This window comes from Microbacterium esteraromaticum (assembly GCF_028747645.1).
In the GTDB taxonomy this organism is placed as follows: Bacteria; Actinomycetota; Actinomycetes; order Actinomycetales; family Microbacteriaceae; genus Microbacterium; species Microbacterium esteraromaticum_C.
In genome coordinates this window covers 1,591,746-1,608,260 of the sequence record NZ_CP118100.1, presented here as the reverse complement: position 1 = coordinate 1,608,260, position 16,515 = coordinate 1,591,746, and the positions used below count along the sequence as shown (strand labels likewise).

General features: G+C 65.4%; 15 protein-coding genes. 6 read left to right on the top strand and 9 right to left on the bottom strand.

Features of this window, described 5'->3' with window-relative positions; genetic code table 11:
• Window positions 1–37: 37 nt before the first annotated feature.
• The 3 genes from PTQ19_RS07530 to PTQ19_RS07520 are packed head-to-tail and all read right to left on the bottom strand — an operon-like array spanning window position 38 to window position 3,100.
• Window positions 38–1,594 (bottom strand): hypothetical protein, encoded by a 1,557-nt coding sequence (locus PTQ19_RS07530; RefSeq protein WP_274366907.1) that lies wholly within the window; start codon window positions 1,592–1,594, stop codon window positions 38–40.
• Window positions 1,587–1,931 (bottom strand): helix-turn-helix domain-containing protein, encoded by a 345-nt coding sequence (locus tag PTQ19_RS07525; RefSeq protein WP_274366906.1) that lies wholly within the window; start codon window positions 1,929–1,931, stop codon window positions 1,587–1,589. The genes PTQ19_RS07530 and PTQ19_RS07525 overlap by 8 nt, the downstream gene beginning before the upstream one ends.
• Entirely contained in the window at window positions 1,928–3,100 is a 1,173-nt protein-coding gene (locus PTQ19_RS07520) for a tyrosine-type recombinase/integrase (protein ID WP_274366905.1), read from the bottom strand. Before PTQ19_RS07520 ends, PTQ19_RS07525 begins: the two co-directional genes overlap by 4 nt.
• 549 nt (window positions 3,101–3,649) lie before the next feature.
• On the opposite strand from PTQ19_RS07520, the gene PTQ19_RS07515 reads away from it, so the two are divergent.
• Entirely contained in the window at window positions 3,650–4,159 is a 510-nt protein-coding gene (locus PTQ19_RS07515; RefSeq protein ID WP_274366904.1) for a hypothetical protein, read from the top strand.
• Between the two features lie 8 nt (window positions 4,160–4,167).
• On the opposite strand, the gene PTQ19_RS07510 is transcribed toward PTQ19_RS07515, so the two are convergent.
• Complete coding sequence (locus PTQ19_RS07510; protein ID WP_274366903.1) at window positions 4,168–4,974, bottom strand: class I SAM-dependent methyltransferase; 807 nt, start codon at window positions 4,972–4,974, stop codon at window positions 4,168–4,170.
• A gap of 4 nt (window positions 4,975–4,978) precedes the next feature.
• Entirely contained in the window at window positions 4,979–7,333 is a 2,355-nt protein-coding gene (locus tag PTQ19_RS07505; protein WP_274366902.1) for an excinuclease ABC subunit UvrA, read from the bottom strand.
• 163 nt (window positions 7,334–7,496) lie between these two features.
• On the opposite strand from PTQ19_RS07505, the gene PTQ19_RS07500 reads away from it, so the two are divergent.
• Window positions 7,497–8,069, top strand: coding sequence for an HdeD family acid-resistance protein (locus PTQ19_RS07500; protein WP_206549886.1), 573 nt, complete (start codon window positions 7,497–7,499; stop codon window positions 8,067–8,069).
• Between the two features lie 90 nt (window positions 8,070–8,159).
• Here PTQ19_RS07500 and PTQ19_RS07495 read toward each other — a convergent pair whose 3' ends face one another.
• Window positions 8,160–8,924: an SDR family oxidoreductase gene (locus PTQ19_RS07495; RefSeq protein WP_222446114.1), complete on the bottom strand. Its 765-nt coding sequence runs from the start codon at window positions 8,922–8,924 to the stop codon at window positions 8,160–8,162.
• Between the two features lie 111 nt (window positions 8,925–9,035).
• Between PTQ19_RS07495 and PTQ19_RS07490 the strand changes: the two genes are divergently transcribed.
• The 4 genes from PTQ19_RS07490 (at window position 9,036) to PTQ19_RS07475 (ending at window position 11,712) form a co-directional block, all read left to right on the top strand.
• The gene (locus PTQ19_RS07490; RefSeq protein WP_179410851.1) at window positions 9,036–9,518 is read left to right on the top strand and encodes an NfeD family protein; all 483 of its coding nucleotides are present in this window, start codon (window positions 9,036–9,038) and stop codon (window positions 9,516–9,518) included.
• Window positions 9,518–10,435, top strand: a complete 918-nt coding sequence (locus tag PTQ19_RS07485) for an SPFH domain-containing protein (protein WP_179410852.1) — start codon at window positions 9,518–9,520, stop codon at window positions 10,433–10,435. Before PTQ19_RS07490 ends, PTQ19_RS07485 begins: the two co-directional genes overlap by 1 nt.
• Window positions 10,432–11,208, top strand: coding sequence for a glycerophosphodiester phosphodiesterase family protein (locus tag PTQ19_RS07480; RefSeq protein ID WP_274369006.1), 777 nt, complete (start codon window positions 10,432–10,434; stop codon window positions 11,206–11,208). Before PTQ19_RS07485 ends, PTQ19_RS07480 begins: the two co-directional genes overlap by 4 nt.
• Window positions 11,209–11,328: 120 nt before the next feature.
• Window positions 11,329–11,712, top strand: a complete 384-nt coding sequence (locus PTQ19_RS07475) for an RNA polymerase-binding protein RbpA (protein WP_179410854.1) — start codon at window positions 11,329–11,331, stop codon at window positions 11,710–11,712.
• 15 nt (window positions 11,713–11,727) lie between these two features.
• Here PTQ19_RS07475 and lnt read toward each other — a convergent pair whose 3' ends face one another.
• Genes lnt through tatC form a run of 3 tightly spaced genes read right to left on the bottom strand, consistent with a single transcriptional unit; the run spans window position 11,728 to window position 16,492 of the window.
• Window positions 11,728–13,251: an apolipoprotein N-acyltransferase gene (gene lnt / locus PTQ19_RS07470; protein ID WP_274369053.1), complete on the bottom strand. Its 1,524-nt coding sequence runs from the start codon at window positions 13,249–13,251 to the stop codon at window positions 11,728–11,730.
• Between the two features lie 5 nt (window positions 13,252–13,256).
• Window positions 13,257–15,731, bottom strand: coding sequence for a DEAD/DEAH box helicase (locus PTQ19_RS07465; RefSeq protein WP_274369005.1), 2,475 nt, complete (start codon window positions 15,729–15,731; stop codon window positions 13,257–13,259).
• Window positions 15,728–16,492 carry a twin-arginine translocase subunit TatC gene (tatC, locus tag PTQ19_RS07460; RefSeq protein WP_274369052.1) on the bottom strand — a complete coding sequence of 255 codons (765 nt, stop codon included), beginning with the start codon at window positions 16,490–16,492 and terminating at the stop codon, window positions 15,728–15,730. Before tatC ends, PTQ19_RS07465 begins: the two co-directional genes overlap by 4 nt.
• Window positions 16,493–16,515: the final 23 nt, after the last annotated feature.

Genomic DNA, 16,515 nt, shown 5'->3' with positions numbered 1-16,515 from the left:
GAGGCGTGCGGCATCTATGAGCGCCGTTCGCCCGTCCCTAGCGGACAGCCGGGGTACGGGCGATGCGTTTGGCTTCGACATATCTGCTCATGTAGATGCCTGCGCGTTCGGCATGGGCAGCGAGCGTCTTCGGCGCATACCCGAGAGTCTGAGCGAGGGAGTGAACGTCGATCTGGCCGGTGAGGCTCTTCAGGGTGGTGTTTCGCGTACGTTGCGGGTCCAAGCCAATGACATGGAAGCGCTGCTGAAGCGTTGGCACGGAAAGGTGGCGACCTGCGCGGTAGCCGGGGAACAGCCAATCTGTCCCGACGTTGGTCGTCTGCTGATTCGTGCGATCCTCCCGATGCTGCCAGAACAACGGTGCCAGGAGCTCCGGGATCTCGCTCGGAGTGCGGCCCAGTGCGATGCGCATCCCGTCTGGTCGAAGCTCGATGCAGGTCACTTTGAGCTGCACCAGTCTCGTCAACGGCGTCGCCCACAGAAGGTGTATGAGGGCCGCCACTCGCGTTCCGAGGGCAACCTGGTCGAACTCGATCGCGTTCCGGATTACCTGCAGTCGATGCTTCTGCGTCAGGGACGGGAGCGGGAGCACGGCCTTCCGCTTCGGAACGTACAGCTGCCGTTGCCCGCTTCGGTTCTTGGCGTACCACGAGATGAAGTTCTTGATCTCATACCGTGTGCTCACGGCATCGGTGAGGTACTCGTCGATGTGGATCTGCGTGAAGGTCTCGACGGTGAGGTGCTTGGCGTCTTCTACCCAAATCAGGAATCTGCCGGCCTCGGTGATCTGTTGGCGCGCATCTCGTGCCGCGATGTCCATGTTCGCAGCCCCGATTCGCATTCTCAGCCGGCTGAGGTGATGCCAGGTAGCGTACTGTTCGATGACGGACGCGATTCGAGGTCGATCGTGAAGTTCGTCGAGGCGCTTGGCAAGCCAGCGTTCGAAGATTGCCAGGTACCGGTCTTCCGGAGCGATGATCATCCGGTGGTGGATGAGGATGTCCCGCAGATGATCCACCGCGGGGGAGCGGGGCAGCTGGTCGAGTGACTCATTGGTCAGCTCGATGCTGCGCTCACCGATCTGGGTGAGGAGTTCGTGTGCGCGCTTGCCGCGCATCCACGTGTATATGCTCTCTGGTCGGCGCACGTTGGCAAGCACGTGCACCAGCCGCGCCAGCCGGAGGTCTGGCGGGTTGGTGGGCTTGAGCAGCGCCTCGAGGTCGCCCGTGACGACGCAGCGGGCGCAGGCGCCACCCCGGAAGCGTTCCGCTTCGGCGCCGCATCGGATGCACACCATCTCCGGGCGGGTGATGCCGGCGCAATCTCGGCAGATGGCCTCGCCATCGGCGTCCCGCCCGGGTAGCAGTCGTCTATCGCCGCAGCTCGGGCAGCGTCCGTGTGTGTGAAGCGCTTCGGTGAAGCAGATGCCGCAGATGGCTCCGTCTGGCCAGTGCACGCGGATCTTTGCGGCCATCCGGCCGCAGCGGTCGCACTTCTTCGATCCCGACGATCTCGGCCTACCTTGTTGCTTGGGCGGCTCAAGTGATGCGACCGTGGCGGCCCGGGCTTTCCCGTGTGTGCGTGGTCTAGCCATCGTCTTCGTCGATCACGCGGGCGCGGACCGGGCGGTAGTTGCGAAGGTCAGGGATGTCGGAGCCGCCGCTTGCTGCGGTTCTGCGACGTGCGGTGCGCGCGTCGGTCGCGGTGAACGTGACCAAGTCGCTGACTTCGCAATGGAGGATGTCGCACAGCGCCACGAGGACTTTGAAGGCGATGCGCTCCGGGTCTTGGGCCACCAGCCGATAGATCTGGGACGCAGACAGCGTGATGCCGCGTTCGCGGAGTGGCTCGACGAGGTCGGTGCTGCTCTTCATGCGCTGGCGGGCCATGAGTTCACGCACTCGCCACTGGTACTCGATCTCGCGTCTCATGATCTACCTCGGTTCGGTTTCGGCTTCGGGCGGGGCGGCGGCAGGGGAGGGAGTCTCAGTCGGCGATTCAGGCGAGCCTTCGTTGCCCCGCTCTGCTTCAGCGTTGCCGCATGCACGCGGGCGAGCTCGCTGACCTGGAAATCCGCGGCCGGCAGTGTGTAGATCGACGTTGTTGCCGCGTGCTCGTGACCGAGCTGAAACTGCACGAACTTGAGATCGAACCCGTACACGGTCAGCAGGTTGGTGGCATACGCGCGCCGAAGCGAGTGGAAGTCGAGCCCGGGTGGGAAGCCGAGCTCGTCGAGATATACGTCCAACCGCGCCCAGAGCTTCTTGCCCGCCACGATGCCGCCGGTTCCGGTTGGGAACAGGTCGGTGAGTGGCTCGCCGTAGCGCGGCAGGCCGAGGTGAATCCAGTCATCGACGACCTCGGCCGACCACTCGAACACGGTCAGTACATTCCGCGGCTTGAAGGCGCGGCCGGCCTTCGATTTGCCAAATCGAACGTGCAGATTGCCGTAGTCGCCGAAGTAGGGTGCTCGAGCGTTGGGGGAGAAGTCCACCACCTGGAGATGCCGCACCTCGTTGACGCGAAGCCCCCATGCGTAGGCGATCTTGAAGGCCGCCGCGTCACGTAGGACGCTGAGTGCGCCCTTCCGGCCCGACTCCAGCACTCGTTCGAACTCGAGGTCGGCGAGGTCGAAGAGCTGCTGCAACTCTCGGAGCGTGAATGGGCGCTTCTCGGGCCGCGTTTCGTTCCCTTGAACGTGCCTGACGCGGTTGAACTCCGTGACCACCTGACCGAAAACCTGCCCGAACAGCCGCGCCGAGTGCTCGCTCCAGTCGTACGCTGGGCTCGTCGCGTAGTCGCAGAATCCCTCGATCGCGCCTTGATAACGGCGTACCGTCGAATGCGCGAGTCCGCGAACTCCGCGAAGGTGGTTCAGCCATTCGTCGACGTCGCCAGGCGACCACTCCCAGGGGAACTTCCCGCAGGAATCGCACAGCTGCAAGACGACCGACCGGCTGGTCTTGATATGCCCGCCGCCCAATCCCCGCGCCGTCATCGCCGAGCCCCATCCATCAAGCACTCGCGCCAAGAAATCATCGGGATCTGGCGCGCCGTCCGGGGCTGGAAAGAAGGAGACGACTCCGCCTGATCTGGCCACGGAAACCACCTCCCTTGGTCTGCAAATAATGCAGGATTCCTGCGAATGCTGCAAGAGTCGGGAGAAGAATGGCCGGTGAAACGGAGTATCCGAGTTCACGCCCCGGGTGGGCAGCGCGGACAGCCACGCGACCTCACGTGTCCATCAGTTTCCGGGGTTATGCCAGGTCAACCCTGATTTTCACCACGTCCACGAATGATGAGCCAAGCTTCCCCTATCTGCATTTCTCGCAGATAGGGGATTTACGATCTGACATAATGTGCATTATCGGCTTTAGCACGTGGATGTTCACCGGAGTCGTTGCCGTCTAGGACATCGCCGTGGTCACCAGGTCGCGAGCAGCAGCCGGATACAACGGGATCTCCACGTCATCATCGCTGAGCGACCGCCACAGAACGGGAACGACAGTGCCATCGGATTCTGTGAGCGTGCCGCCGTCCTTCGGCGGTTCCGGATCGAGCCTCCCGGCGAACACGGCGACGACCTCGTGGCCGAGCGTGCCCTCGTAGGTGAGTGGACGCGCTCATGAGAACTGGTGATACTGATCGGATGACCACAACGCGCCGTCGCCTCACCGGTTCACTCACAGCCGGAGCGGCAGTCCTGCTGTTGGCGCTCACCGGCTGCTCAGCGTCGGCGACCCCGCCTGCTGCAGACGACAGCGCAACCACGAAGCCGACGGCGACGTCGCCCACGCCGTCACCGACAACATCCTCCGCCACCCCGCAGCAGAGTTTTCTCGACTGGCTCGCGGCGAGTCGCGAACCGAATGCTGATGTCGCGTGCGCCTATCTCAGTGACGCTTTGGTCGAGCGGATGCTGGCCGAGATGAAGGCCGGTGGATTCCCGGTCTCCGACTGCGCGGAGATGACGAATGTCACCGCTCAGGCCTACGCGGCCACGGGCGACGTCGCGGAGGTCGACATCGAGACCATCTCTGAAGAAGCGCAGCGCGCGGAACTCTTCGTGACGTACGCCGGCGGCAGTTGCGGCACTGTCGTGCTCGAACCCGGCGTGGAGCACTGGATCATGACCGAGCAGTCCGAAGAGCAGTGCTGAGCGGCCCCTCAGCCACCTGATCCACCAGGGACCCGAGCGACAGCGATGAGGTGCGCGCTCATATCGCGAACGCCCGGGCGGTCCGCTGCGGCACGCGCGATCGCCAGCGCTGCCCGAGAGAGCTCCTCCCCCGCATCCACCATCGATTCGAGCAGGATACCTGCAGGACCCTCGACGCCGACGACCTCGATGACGTCGAGTCCGGCGGCAGTCGCTTCGGATGCCAGCTCCTCGGCGGTATGGAAGTGCCCGGCGGGGAAACGCATACCATCAGCGGGTTTTCCCTGGGCCGCGAGGGAGACCCACTCCCCCGGATACGGCTCAGGGGCGTCGCGGCCCAGTGTGGCCTGACCAAACGCGATGTATCGCGACAAGCCAGCGGCGAAGACGAATCCGCCAGGAGCGACAACGCGCGCTGCTTCACGCAACGCAAGGATTCGATCTGCATAGGCGACCAGGTGATACAGAGGGCCGAGCAGCAGGGCCGCATCGAAGGACCCAGCGCAGAACGGGAGCTCTCTGGCGTCTCCCACCCGCGCGTTGAGGCCAAGCGCGCGGGCTTGCTCGACGTGGCGCGAAACCGGATCGAGAACTTCGACGACGTAGCCGGCATCCGCCAGCGCGCGTGCGTGGACTCCCGCGCCGCCACCGATGTCGATCATCTTGCCCGCCGAGACATGCTCCCGAATGAGCTCTTGTGTCCGCACGTACTCCAGCGGACCCTGCGCCGAACGCGTCGTCAGACGCGCATGCTCATCGAACACACTCGTGTAGTAGGACTGGATGCGGGCATCAATGTCCTCCTGCATCGGCATCGAGTCACGCCCCGACGTAGTCGGCGAGGTGCTGCCCTGTCAGCGTCGACCGCTCCGCCACGAGATCGGCCGGGGTGCCCTCGAACACTACGCGACCGCCGTCGTGTCCTGCCCCCGGGCCCATGTCGATGATCCAGTCGGCGTGCGCCATCACCGCCTGGTGGTGCTCGATCACGATGACTGTCTTTCCGGAATCAACGAGCCGGTCGAGCAGCGCCAGCAGGTTGTCGACGTCGGCGAGGTGCAAGCCGGTGGTCGGCTCGTCGAGCACGTATGTCTCTGCCGCCTCACCCATCTGGATGGCGAGCTTCAGGCGCTGCCGCTCACCACCCGAGAGGGTGGAGAGCGGCTGGCCGAGCGTAAGGTAGCCGAGCCCGACGTCCTCCATACGGCTGAGGATCTTCACGGCCGCGGGGATCCTGGTCTCGTGTGCCGAGAAGAACGCGTGCGCCTCGGCCACGGGCAGATCGAGCACCTGCGTGATATCAAGTCCACCCAGCCGGTAGTCGAGCACCGCCGCCTGGAAACGCTTGCCGCCACAATCCTCACAGGGCGTCTCGATGGTGTCCATGAACCCGAGCTCTGTCACGATCACGCCGGCGCCCTTGCACGTGGGGCACGCGCCTTCGCTGTTCGCACTGAACAACGCAGGCTTGACGCCGTTCGCCTTCGCGAATGCCTTGCGGATCGGATCGAGCATTCCGGTGTACGTGGCGGGGTTGCTGCGGCGCGAGCCCTTGATCGCCGTCTGATCGATCGAGACGACGTCCGGACGCGGCGAAATGGAGCCGTGCACGAGTGAACTCTTGCCTGAGCCGGCGACACCCGTGATCACCGTGAGCACCCCGGTCGGGACGTCCACATCGACGTTCTTCAGATTGTTCGCGTTGGCACCGCGTACCTCGATGACCCCGGTACGTGTGCGCACGCCGTCCTTGAGACGTGCGCGATCCTTCAGATGTCGGCCGGTGACCGTGTCGCTGGCGGCGAGGTCCCCGACCGAACCCTCGAAGTCGATCTCGCCTCCCGCGCTACCGGCTCCGGGGCCGAGATCGACGACATGGTCGCCGATCGCGATGGTCTCTGGCTTGTGCTCGACGACCAGAACGGTGTTCCCCTTGTCACGCAGCTGCAGCAGCAGGGCATTCATCTGCTGAATGTCATGCGGATGCAACCCGATCGTCGGCTCATCGAAGACGTAGGTGACGTCGGTGAGGGATGATCCCAGGTGCCGAAGCAGCTTGATGCGCTGGGCCTCTCCCCCACTCAGCGTGCCCGACGGGCGCTCCAGGCTCAGATACCCGAGTCCCAGTGTCACGAAGGAATCGAGATTCGCCCGCAGCGCGTCCAGCAGCGGACCGGCACCGGGGAGTTCCAGCCCGCGGACCCAGGTGGCCAGGTCGGTCACCTGCATCCGACAGGCATCGGCGATGCTGACGCCATCGATCTTCGACGACCGCGCCCCCTCCGTCAGACGGGTTCCGTCGCATTCGGGGCATGTGGCGAACGTCGCGGCGCGCTCGACGAATGCGCGGATATGCGGCTGCAGGGCGTCGATGTCCTTGGACAGCATCGACTTGCTGATCTTGGGGATCAATCCCTCGTAGGTGATGTTGATGTCGTTGATCTTGACCTTGGTCACCTCGCCGTACAGGAACAGGTGGCGCTGCTTCTCGGTGAACGAGGCGATCGGCTTGTCGGCCGGGTAGAAGCCCGAGCCGGCGAACTGCTTCACCATCCACCCGTCGGCGGTGTAGCCGGGCACCAGGATGGCGCCGTCCGACAGCGACTTCGATTCGTCGACGACCTGTGTCAGGTCCAGATCTGACACCGCTCCCCTGCCCTCGCAGCGGGGGCACATACCGCCCAGATAGACGGCATCCTTCACGATCTTCTTCTCGCCGCCCGGCCCCGTCATCACACCGCTCGCGCGTTGAGTCGGGATATTGAACGAGAAAGCCGTCGGGCCACCGATGTACGGTGCGCCGAACCGCGAGAACAGGATGCGCAGCATCGCATTCGCGTCCGTGACGGTTCCCACCGTTGACCGCGGATTGGCGCCGAGGCGTTCCTGATCGACGAGGATCGCAGTCGTGAGGCCCTCGAGCACGTCGACATCCGGTCGCGGCACCGATGGCATGAACCCCTGCACGAAGGCGCTGTAGGTCTCGTCGATCATGCGTCGGGACTCCGCGGCGATCGTGTCGAAGACGAGAGAGCTCTTGCCCGACCCCGAGACGCCGGTGAAGACCGTGAGACGCCGTTTCGGGATGCTGACGCTGACGCTCTTGAGGTTGTTCTCGCGTGCCCCCTCGACGCGGATGACGTCATGGCCGTCCGCCGGATGCCTGTCTGCCACGGGTGGCTCCTTCCGCCGGGTTCTTCTACGCCGGACCGTCTGATCCTTGCATTCACGTCCGACACACGCCACCCTCCATGGGCGAGAAAGTCGTGTGCCGGCGCCGGCACCCCGCTACGCTGAGGAACATCACCTTCATAGGAGACTCAAGGAAAGGTTCCCCATGACCGATGCACTCACTGAAGCGAAGAGCTTCATGAAGTCCGTTCGCACGTTCCTCGCCGTGTCCGGTGCGATCGCACTGATCGCCGGCATCGTTCTGCTCGCCTGGCCGAGCAAGACCGCGGTGATCGTCACCGGTATCTTCGCGTCCTACCTCATCGTCGGGGGCCTCGTCTACATCGGGCTCGGCATCTTCTCAGGCAAGGGTGGCGGCTGGGCCCGTGTCGGGCACATCCTGCTGGGTCTGCTGTATCTCGCGGCAGGAATCATCGCCTTCGCCAACCTCGGCGCGGCGAAGGTCACCCTGGCGATCGTCGTCGCCATCTTCATCGGCATCAGCTGGATCGTCGACGGCGTCGTCGCCTTGAGCATCATGGGGCAGAAGACCACCAAGGTCTGGACGCTGCTGTACTCGCTGCTCAGCATCATCGCCGGTATCGTCGTCATCCTGTCGCCGCTGTACGCGGCCGCCCTGCTGTGGATCGTGCTCGGCGCCTCGCTCGTGGCGCTGGGACTCATCCAGATCATCCGCGCGATCACGATGAAGAAGGACGTCGAGGCCCTGGCCGTCTGACCGTCCCCGCACAACGAGAGAAGGCGACCCGAGCAATCGGGTCGCCTTCTCTCGTTTGTGCGACGGTCGAGGCCGACCACCGCTATAGGGTCACTCGGCGATGAAGTCCGAAGTGTCACCGATGAGTCGTGTGTTGTCTGCCGGAACCGCGTCGATGGCCGCCTGCGCGACCTCCGCAGCAAACTCGGACACGTTGTAGAGCTTGCCGGCAGACTCGCGTCGCCCGGCGATGGCACCCGGGTTCGCGCGCTCGAGCAGCGTGGCCGTGATGGTTCCCTCGATCATGTCGCCGGAGACCACCGTGAACCCGATGCCCTTCTCAGCCAACCCCGGGATCAGCTCACGAAGGGCGTCTTCACCGGCGCGCTTCGACTTGGCGACCGGCTCATACTCGGGCATCGTCGGGGTCGTACGGATGAAGTGCGCCTGGTGGCTGGTGACGAACACCACGCGGGCGCCGTCACCCAGCAGCGGCTCGGCTGCCTTCAGCACACCCACCTGCGCGTCGCGGTTGAGCTTGAGCGCGTAGTCCTCGGCCATGCCGGATTCCATGCCGCCCGATGCGTTGAGCACCAGGATGTCAAGACGCCCGAACTCATCGCGCACCTGGTCGAACATCGCAGAGACCGACGCGGGGTCGGTCAGATCGGCGCCCACGACCAGAGCCCGGCGTCCCAGCGCACGCAGCTCGTTCGCGAGCTTCTCAGCGCGCGGCGCCTTGTTACGGAAGTTGATCACGACATCTGCGCCGGCCTCGGCGAAGTAGCGGATCGTGTCGGCGCCGATACCTCGCGACGAACCGGTGACCAACGCCACCTTGCCGTCGAGAGATCCGGCGGGAAGAACCTGGGACATAACTACTCCTCGGGGGCGCGGAATTCGCACGTTCAGCGACGTCCCAGCCTACAGCGTCGCGGGCCGGGCCGAGCGTTCCCTACGCGTGGTAAGTTGAGCGCAGGAGGGCCCATGGACGGCTTCACGACATTCATCACGGTCATCGACGAGTGGGCGTGGATCGGCTGGATCGTGCTGATCGCCCTCTTCCTGGTGATCGAAATGCTCACGCTCGATCTCACCTTCCTGATGCTATCGTTCGGCGGCGCCGTGGGCCTGGTCACCGACTTGGTCGGGGTGCCGATCTGGGCGCAGGTCATCATTGCCGGCGCCGCGGCCGCAGCCTTCGTGTTCTTCTTGCGGCCACCGTTGCTGCATCGTCTCAGCCGGGATGAGGATCCGACACCGACGAACCTCGACGCGTTGCTCGACCAGCGTGGCGTCGCACTCACCGACATCACCCAAGGGTCGGGACAGGTCAAGCTCGGCAACGGTGACACCTGGACCGCCCGGAGCTTCGACGGTACTCCGATCAGTCAAGGCAGCCGCATCGCTGTCACCGAGATCGACGGCGCGACCGCGATCGTCCACCCCGTCACGGAAGAGGACTTCTGATGGACAGCTCGATCATCCCCGCCGCGATCGCCTGGGTGCTGGCGATCGCCGTCATCATCTTCGTCCTCGTCACCCTGGCGCGGGCGATCCGGATCATCCCCCAGGCGACAGCCGGCGTCGTCGAGCGGCTCGGTCGCTATCACAAGACACTCACGCCGGGCCTCAACCTTCTGGTTCCGTTCATCGACCGGCTGCGCCCGTTGATCGACATGCGCGAACAGGTGGTGTCATTTCCCCCGCAGCCGGTGATCACCGAAGACAACCTCGTCGTCTCGATCGACACGGTGGTCTACTTTCAGGTGACCGACGCCCGCGCCGCTACCTACGAGATCGCGAACTACCTCGGCGCCGTCGAGCAGCTCACGACCACGACGTTGCGCAACGTCGTCGGCGGACTCAACCTCGAAGAGGCGCTCACCAGCCGTGACGAGATCAACGGCCAATTGCGGGTCGTGCTCGACGAGGCGACCGGCAAGTGGGGCATCCGCGTCTCGCGGGTCGAGCTGAAGGCGATCGACCCGCCCGTCTCGATCCAGGACTCGATGGAGAAGCAGATGCGTGCCGAGCGTGACCGTCGCGCTGCGATCCTGACGGCCGAGGGGTCGAAGCAGTCGCAGATCCTCGAAGCCGAGGGTCAGCGTCAGGCCGCGATCCTAAAGGCCGAGGGCGACAAGCAGGCTGCTGTGCTCCGAGCGCAAGGTGAGGCCGAAGCGATCCAGAACGTCTTCACAGCGATTCACCAGGGCCGTCCCGACGACAAGCTGCTCGCGTACCAGTACCTGCAGATGCTTCCGAAGATCAGCGAGAGCGAGTCCAGCAAGCTCTGGATCATCCCGAGCGAGCTCACCGAGGCGCTCAAGGGCATCGGTAGCGCGTTCACGCCCCGCCCAGGCTCCGACTCACAGCGTGACGCGTGACGCACCCGTACTTCCGGGGAATCGACGGTCCGAGGGTCTTCGCGCACCGCGGTCTGGCGTCCGCCCCCGGGCAGGATCCCGCGATCTGGGAGAACACAGCGGCAGCATTCGCGGCGGCGGATGCTGCCGGAGCGCGCTACATCGAGACCGACTGCCAAGTCACCGCTGACGGCGACGTCGTACTGTTCCACGACAGCACGCTGCAGCGCATTGCCGGGGACCCTCGGCCGATTGCTTCGGTGCGCACCGCCGAGCTCGTCGAGCTCTTCGCCGACCACGGCGGGCTGCTGACGGTCACCGAAGCTCTCGAGGCCTTTCCGCGCTCGCGCTTCAACATCGATGTGAAGGTTGCCGCCGTAGCCGAACCGATCGGCGCGCAGATCGCTCCGCACGCGCACCGCGTCCTGTTGACGAGCTTCTCAGACCGCAACCGCGCGGCGGCGCTGGACTCCGTTCGACGCGCGGGCGCCGAGATGCCACCGGCGACCTCCGGCGGTAAGCGCGTCATCGCGGCGTTGCGCGCACTCTCCGGAGCCCGCCTCTCCCCCGCTCGCGCACTGCTCGGCGTCGACGCCGTGCAGATCCCCGAACGTCATGCCGGCGTGCGCATCCTGACGCCCTCGCTCGTGCGGGCGGCGCACGCGCTGGGGGTCGAAGTGCATGTGTGGACCGTCAACGATCCCGCCGAGATGCAACGCCTCGTCGATGCGGGCGTCGATGGAATCGTGACCGATCGTGCGGATCTCGCGCTGGATACGCTCGGTCGACCCTGATACACCCAAAACGTCGTCCTTAACCTGAGAATATCCTGAGTCTTCTGCGCAGAACTCGCGACCATGGATGAAGCGCACAGGCGCGCGCGCTATACCTAACAGCGACGAGAGGACCACACAATGGCAGATCGCAGCCTTCGCGGCATCCGATTGGGTGCGCAGAGCCTTCAGAGCGAAGAGGGCGTCGTTTTCATGGAACGTCGCGCCACGACGTACAAGTGCGAGTCGTGCGGTCAGGAGACCACGCTGATGTTCGCCGCGGATGCGGAGTCTCCGCAGACCTGGGAGTGCCGCGCGTGCGGCGCGGAAGCGGTGCTGCAGGTCGACGGCGCATCGGTCAAGCTCGAAGAGGCCGATGAGAAGGCGGCCCGCACGCACTGGGACATGCTTCTCGAGCGTCGCACCCGCGACGAGCTCGAAGAGCTCCTCGCAGACCGGCTCGCCTACGTGCGGGCACGTCGTGGCGACGGTGACGACCCGTCGCACGAGCGCATCGGCGCATGACGCACCGGCGCTGAATCACTCGCGCCGGGCGCGCACGCCGGCGATGATCAGCGTGACGCAGCCTGAGACCAGCAGCACCAGCTGAATCCAGGGGCCCAGCATGACACCCGCCGTGAGGCCGGAGCGTAGCTCGACATCCTCGAGCAACGCTCCGGCCTCATCTGCGTCCAGCGACGAGACGGTCGAGCCGTCCGGACGAATGATCTGACTCGTGCCCACCGTAGAGACGTTGACGACGCTGCGCCCCGTCTCGATCGCGCGCATGCGCGCGAAGGCGAGCTGCTGCAGATTCTCGTCGGTGCCACGGAAGTCGGCGTTGTTGGTCTGGAACACGAGCACTTCGGCACCGGCGGTCACACTCTCGCGGATGACCTCGTCGTAGATCACGTCGAAGCAAATGGCCAGCCCCACGCGCACGCCGTCGACGTCGACGAACGGCGGGTTGACGCCCGGGGTGTACTCCCTGCCGATCAGGCCGATGAGGTCGGGAGCGATGGCGTAGTAGAAGTCACGGTCCGGCACGTACTCGCCGAACGGCACCGGGTGGCGCTTGTCGTGACTCTGCGTCGCGGTGCCCTCGTCGGTCCACAGGAACGACGTGTTGAAGTACTCCTCGCCGCGTTGCGTCGCGGTGTTGGCGAGCAATGGCGCGTCGAAGACGTTCACCAGCCGGGTGAGCCGCCGTGCTGTCGCGGGATCCTGGAACGGGTCGTAGTCGACCCCGCCCTCTGGCCAGACGACGAGGTCGATATCCTCACCGCGCAACGCATCCATCGCCTCGGTCTGCGCCGTGATCACACCGTAGGGTTCGCGATCGTCGAAGTACCCGGTCGCACCGTTGCCCTGCACCGCGGCGATGCTCATCGCTCCGGACGGCGTCGTCGGGAACAGTGGCGTGAACACGAGAACGAGCACCGTCAGCGCCGGGGCGATCAGGCGCAACGGATGCCGCCACGTGCGCATTCGTACGACCTCGATCAGCAGGGCTACCGCCGCGACCATCAGGAAGGTCAGGCCGCTCACCCCCACCCACGAGGCGACCGGGGCGAACGGTCCTTCCGACTGGGTCATGCCCAGCCGTGCCCAGGGAAAGCCGCCGTACGGCCAGTTGCCGAGAAAGAGCTCGTGCACCGTCCAGAGCGCTGCGACGGTGAGTGGCAGCACCACGGACCTGCTCCGCGGCCAGGCGCGTGGAAGCCACCGGTACGCCAGCGTGATGGGCACCAGCGCGATCGCCGTCAGTGCGGCCTCGAGCACGAACAGTGCCACCCACGGAATCGGGCCCAGATAGCGGGCGGTCCACGACACGAGCAGGGCGAACAGCACGAGTCCGTAGACCGCGGCCACCAGCAGCGCGCCGCCGAAACGCCGGCCGATCAGGGCGGGCAGCAGCAGGGCAAGTGCGACGAGAGCCAAGGGCCATGCCGCCACTGCGGGGAAGGCGAAGTTCATCAGCGCACCTGCGGCCGCGGCCATCGGTACGGCGAGCCACAGGGGCACGAGCGGGCGCACAGGAGCCGCGGTGGCGGATGCCGGCATCCGGGTCACACCGCCGAGTATGCGACGACGCCGCGACGCACACCATCGAGTGCACGCCGTGCAGTACGGGCGAGCTGGTCGTCCTCGGCGACGATCGAGAGTTGATCGAGCAGGTCGATCGTCTGCTTCGACCAGCGCACGAAGTCACCCGCAGCCATATCGGCATCGACCAGCACCCGATCGAGAGAACCGCCTCGCGTCCAATTGTGCATCGCCGCAGCGAGTCCAGGAGCCAGCGGCTCGGTGCGCGGCAGGCCGTAGTCGTGCTCCAGCTCATCGAGCTCGACCCACAACCGCATCGTCTGGTCGTAGGCGATGCGGAACGCCCCGCGGGGCAGACCACGCTCGCCGAGGTTCTGTTCGTCGCGGCGGGGTTCGTACACCAGGCAGCTCGCCATGGCCGCCAGCGACGGTGCATCGAGGTTGCGCCACAGGTTGTTCCGCAGCGCCTCTGCGACAAGCAGATCGCGCTCTCCGTAGATGCGACGCATCGTGCGGCCGGCCTCAGTGAGAGCGAGGTCATCGCCCTCACCTTCGAGATAGCCGACCACCTGCAGCACATCGATGACGCGGTCGAAAGTGCGGGCAACGGTGCCGGTGCGGGTCTCGATCTGCCGGCGTGTGCGATCGGTCTCGCGCTTGAGGGAGTAGTACCGCTCTGCCCACCTCGCATGGGCTTCCCGATCGGGGCATCCGTGGCAGGAGTGGCGCTGCATGCGCGTCCGCAGACCCTGGATCTTCTTCATCCGCTTCTCGCGGACGGCTCGGGGCGCCGCCGCGTCCTTGCGGTTCTTCTTCTCGAGGTCGCTCAGCTCGCGGCGGATCGCCGCGTAGTCGGGAAAGTCCCCGTGCTCGCACTTCATCGCGGTGCGGTAGCCCTGCAGGGATTCCTCGGCGTCCTTGACCTTGCGTGCCAGGCCCACCACGGCGCGGTCCGCCTGGAACTGCGCGAACGACGACTCGAGGATCTCGCGCGCCCGCTCCCGACCGAACCGGTCGATCAGGTTGACGGCCATGTTGTAGGTGGGGCGGAAGCTGGAGCTCAGCGGATAGGTGCGCCGCGAAGCCAGCGCGGCGACCGCCTGCGGGTCCATGCCCGCGGTCCATTGCACGACCGCGTGGCCCTCCACATCGATGCCGCGGCGGCCGGCGCGCCCCGTGAGCTGGGTGTACTCCCCTGAGGTAATCGCGACCCGCGCCTCGCCGTTGAACTTCTCCATCTTCTCGAGGACGACGGTGCGAGCGGGCATGTTGATTCCCAGCGCGAGCGTCTCGGTGGCGAAGACGGCCTTCACGAGCTTTCGCTGGAACAGTTCTTCGACGACTTCCTTGAAAGCGGGCAGGAGGCCGGCATGGTGGGCGGCGACACCCCGCTCCAGATTGTCGCGCCACTCCCAGAATCCGAGCACATCGAGGTCCTCGTCCTGCAAGGAGCGTGTGCGGTCGTCGACGATCGCCTTGATCTCGGCCCGTTCCTCCGCTGTGGTCAGTCGCACTCCGGCGCGTCTGATCTGCTGCACGGCAGCATCGCACCCGACGCGGCTGAAGATGAAGAAGATCGCCGGCAAGAGGTTCGACCGTTCGAGCAGGCGGACCACGTCGGGACGATCCATGCGCTCGATGCGGCGCTCGTCGGCACCCCTGTTCGGACGCTTTCCACCGCGCGGCGGACGCTGAGCGTGACGGCCGGCGTGGCGGTTGCTGCGGTACTCCTGCGCCCGACGATTGCTCTCATGTCGCGGACCGGAAGAAGAGCGCAGGCGTGACAACTCCTGATTGACCTGTGCAGTGGCGACACCGGCGCGGTCGTCGAACAACGGCAGCAGGTCATCGCGCACCAGCACGTGCTGCTCCAGCGGTACCGGGCGGATCTCGGAGACGATGACATCTGTGTCACCGCGGACCGTGTCAAGCCAGTCACCGAACTCCTCGGCGTTCGACACCGTGGCGCTGAGAGAGATCAGTCGCACATCCTGCGGAAGGTGCAGGATCACCTCTTCCCACACAGGACCGCGGAACCGGTCGGCGAGGTAGTGAACCTCGTCCATGACGACATAGCGCAGCCCGCGCAGGGCGTCGGAGTCGGCATACAGCATGTTGCGCAGCACTTCGGTAGTCATCACGACGATGCGCGCGTTGCCGTTGATGTTGGTGTCGCCGGTGAGCAGACCGACCTGGTCCGCGCCGTACACATCGACCAGCTCACGGAACTTCTGATTCGACAGCGCCTTCATCGGGGTGGTGTAGAACGCCTTGTCGTTCGCGGTCTGCATCGCCATGTGGATCGCGAACTCGCCGACGATCGTCTTGCCCGCACCGGTGGGGGCTGCGACCAGCACACTGCGCCCGCGCTCGAGGGCCTGACAGGCTTCGACCTGGAACGGGTCCAGGTCGAAGCGCTGCTGGGCCGAGAACGCCTGTGTCTGCGGGTGCTCCACGGCCGATCGGGCTGCCGCGTAGCGCTCAGAGGGTGATGTCATGCTGCCGGGGCGTCCGGGTCAAGACCTGCGGCGATCTCGCGCTTCTTCTTGCGGCGGTCGAACAGCAGCGACAACAGGGCCGCGGCGAAGTAGAGCACCACGAGAATGCCGGCCAGCAGCAGCATCGAACCGATGTCGGCCGCGGGCGTCGCGATCGCCGCGAACAGCGAGGCGACAAGGATCGCAACCCGCCACCCCTTCAGCATCGCCGCACCGGACATCACACCGGCGAGGTTCAACGCCACCATGAACACCGGCAGCACGAACGAGACACCGATCACCAGAACGAACTTCAGGATGAAGTCGTAGTAGTAGTCGGAATCGAAGAAGTTCACGCCGATCTCGGGAACGAAGTTCGACATCACTTCGATCACGTGCGGTGCCACCAGCACGGCGACGTACCCACCGGTGAAGAACAGCGGTATCGCCGCGCCGACGAACGCGAGCGTGTACCGGATCTCTTTCTTGGTGAGCCCCGGCATGATGAACGCCCAGATCTGCCACAGCCAGACCGGCGCCGACAACAACAGACCGATCGACAGAGCCATGCGGATTCGCAGGTTGAATCCAGAAGCGATGCCCGTGAACATCAACTCCGCGAAGTCGCCGCCGCGCTCTTCATCGATGATGCGGATCGGCTCGGTCAGGAAGTTGATGATCGGGTCGGTGACGATGAATGCGATCACCATACCGGCCGCGAGGCCGATCACCGCGATGATCAGTCGCTTGCGAGCCTCGCGCAGATGCTCGCCGAGCGACATGCGCCGATCGCGCTTCCCGTCCT